Origin of the sequence: Pseudorhodoplanes sp., assembly GCF_046289595.1 — a bacterium.
Classification (GTDB): domain Bacteria; phylum Pseudomonadota; class Alphaproteobacteria; order Rhizobiales; family Xanthobacteraceae; genus Pseudorhodoplanes.
This window is the reverse complement of the sequence record NZ_JBKBVB010000222.1, coordinates 1-2,897: the sequence shown is the minus strand read 5'-3', so window position 1 is coordinate 2,897 and position 2,897 is coordinate 1. Positions and strand designations below refer to the sequence as shown.

Annotated in this window: 3 protein-coding genes; 2 read left to right on the top strand and 1 reads right to left on the bottom strand. The window is 64.2% G+C overall.

Features of this window, described 5'->3' with window-relative positions; genetic code table 11:
* Positions 1-448 precede the first annotated feature (448 nt).
* Entirely contained in the window at positions 449-1,318 is an 870-nt protein-coding gene (locus tag ACK41X_RS23290; protein ID WP_409728653.1) for a TorF family putative porin, read from the top strand.
* 101 nt (positions 1,319-1,419) lie between these two features.
* Positions 1,420-1,890, top strand: coding sequence for an HPP family protein (locus ACK41X_RS23285; RefSeq protein ID WP_409728651.1), 471 nt, complete (start codon positions 1,420-1,422; stop codon positions 1,888-1,890).
* Positions 1,891-1,902: 12 nt separating this feature from the next.
* Here ACK41X_RS23285 and ACK41X_RS23280 read toward each other — a convergent pair.
* Positions 1,903-2,897, bottom strand: a 995-nt coding sequence (locus tag ACK41X_RS23280; protein WP_409728649.1) for an ABC transporter ATP-binding protein/permease, incomplete at its 5' end; no start/stop codon positions are given.

Here is a 2,897-nt window from a genome sequence, read left to right as displayed (position 1 = left end):
TGGTGCTCCGCATATCGAGCGCGCCGACAAGCTGGTACAACTCATTGCCAAGCAGAAGGGGCTGAGCCTGCCGGCCATCGATGCGCAAGTGGCGCTGGTCGACCAGCGCCTGGAAGCGAATCGCAAGAAGGCGGCCTGATCGCCCGATTTCGCTGCCGTATTCGTTCTGGAACGCCGGGAAACATGGGATTTCCCGGCGTTTTTCGTTGCTTTCCTGCAACATGTTTAAGGGATTGTGACAGCGGGGTGTGAATTGGGCCGGTTTGGAGGCCGAAACGCCCAAAAGGGCAGCAGATGCGCAAAGTTTCGCGTTGGCGATGAAAGCCCGTTGTGTGCGGAATTGCCGCAACTGCAACTGCAGGGGGTGGCGTTTCGGTGGTTGGCTTTTCCGGTCGCGAATGGTGGCCGGCTTCAGTCACCGAAAGCGTCGAATTTAAAGGGGCTATCCATGAAGAAATACGTGATGCCGGCCATGGTCGCCGCGGCCGTCATGACCGGCGCGCCGGCACTCGCCGCAGATATTGCACCGGTCTACAAGGCGCCGCCGGCGCCGGCTGCGGTCAATCCCTGGAACGTCGCCATCGGCGGCGCGGTGATGACCGACTACAATTTCCGCGGCATTTCGCAATCCGACCGCGGCCCGTCGGCGGGCGCCTATTTCGAGGGTCAGTTCAAGGCCAGCGAAGCCGTGACCTTCTACGCTGCCGTCGCCGGAATCAGCGTCGACCTCGCGACCAACCCGACGGTCGAGATGGACTATTACGGCGGTGTCCGCCTGACCTACGACAAGCTGACCTGGGACTTCGGCTTCTGGTATTACCACTATCCCAAGGAAGGCATCGACGGCGTCGCATTCGATACCGACTTCTGGGAAGTCTACGGCAAGCTGTCCTGGGCAGCGACCGACGCCCTGACGCTCGGCGTTGCGGTGTATTACGCCGACGACTGGCTGAAGACCGGCGCCTCGGGCACCTATCTGTCCGGCACCCTGAAATACGTCATGACGCCGTCGACGGCTCCGGTTGGCGCCTATGTGTCCGGCGAAATCGCGCATTACTGGCTGGGGACGCAGACCGTCGCGCTGCCGGAATCGGATCTGCCCGACTACACCTACTGGAATGCGGGCATCGGCTTCACCTATAAGGCCCTCACACTCGACCTTCGCTATCACGACACCAATCTGTCGAAGGAAGAGTGCAGCGTACTCAGCGGCAACGTCAGCGGGTTCAACGCGGCAGGGGTACCGACCTCGAAGTGGTGCGGCGAGGCCTATATCGCCAAGCTGTCCTTCGACACCACGCTGGCCGACCTGAAATAAACGGCGCGATCGGTGCCACCAATGCAACGACGGCGGCCGCAAGGCCGCCGTTCTTGTTTTGTGATATGCGACTGGCATCGTCGTTGCACAGTCATTCGCGCATGAATCTCGACCGCCGATTTTGGCTGATGCTGGCTGGGGCCACCGGCGGCAGTGCCGCGATCAGTCTGATGTACCTGTTGTCCCTGCAGGCGGAATTCCCGCTGGCCTCGATCCCGTTCGCAACCTCGATCGTGCTCGTGACCGGGACCCCGGACGCCGCCCCGGCGCAGCCCCGCGCGCTGGTTGGCGGGCACATATTGTCGGCGCTGGTGGGCGTGGCGGCGATTAAACTTGCCGGCCCGGAAGCCTGGGTGGCCGCGCTTGCGGTCGGCGTTGCGATGCTGGCGATGCTCGCGACCGACAGTTTTCATCCGCCGGCCGGAATCAATCCGCTGATCATCGTCATGAACGGCATGTCGTGGAGCTTCGTGCTGGTGCCGGTCGCGGCGGGCGCGCTGCTGCTGCTTGCCTTCACCTATCTCTGGACCAATTTCGTGCGCCGCAGCCGCTGGCCGGAGCGGTGGTGGTAGCGTCCTGCGGCCTCATTCGGCCGCGGCGGCCGGCTTTGAATTCGTGAGCGTGTGCGTGCCGTCGCCGGCGGGCTCGAGCGACACCTGCCGGTGGTGCAGGTCGGTCAAGGTCGAGCGGTGGCCGATCGACACGATCGTCGTGCCCTTCAGCCGCTCGTGCAGCAGTCCATACAGCCGGGCTTCGGACGGCTCGTCGAGCGAGGCCGTCGCCTCGTCCAGAAACAGATAATCCGGCTTTTGCAGAAGCGCGCGCGCGATCCCCAGCCGTTGCTGTTCGCCGAGCGAGAGGATCCGGTTCCAGTGCGCCTCGTCGTTCAGCCGCCCGATCAACTGTGGCAAGCCGACGGCGCGCAGCGCTTCGGTCAGGCTCGCCTCATCGAAGGCGCCGGAGGCGGGATAGGACAGCGCGTTGGCAAGCGTGGTCTCGGGGAAATATGGCCGCTGCGGCAGCACCATGATCCGCGCATCCGCAGGGATCACGACCCGACCCTGACCGAATGGCCAAAGCCCGGCAAGGGCACGAAACAGCGTCGACTTGCCGGCTCCTGACGGCCCGCTGACCAGGACATGCTCCTGCGGCTGGAATTCCTGGCTTGCCGCCGCAAGCTTTGTGCCATCGGGCCGCTGAACCGACAGATCCTCAAGACGGACCGAGCGCGCCTTTGGATCGGTTTTCACGGCGATGGCGGCGCCCGCCGCCAGCGCCTCGGCCTCGTCGAGCGCGCGGTTGAAGCCGGTGAGCCGGTCCACCACCGCCGCCCATTCGGCGATGCTGCGATAGAAGGTGACGAAGAACGAGAGCGATTCCTGCACGCTGCCGAAGGCGCTTGCGGTCTGGGTCAGGGTGCCGAGCGGCACCGCGCCGGAGAAATAGGCCGGGCTGACGACGACATAGGGAAGGATGATGGCGATCTGGGCATGGCCCTGCTGGGCGAAGATCACCTTCTTCTGCCGCGACATCAGCGCCATGAAGTTCTGGACGACGCGGCTGAAGCGCTCGCCGAGCC

Coding starts and splice junctions, on each gene's coding strand:
- ACK41X_RS23290 (WP_409728653.1), top strand. CDS start 449: ATGAAGAAATACGTGATGCCGGCCATGGTCGCCGCGGCCGTCATGACC.
- ACK41X_RS23285 (WP_409728651.1), top strand. CDS start 1,420: ATGAATCTCGACCGCCGATTTTGGCTGATGCTGGCTGGGGCCACCGGC.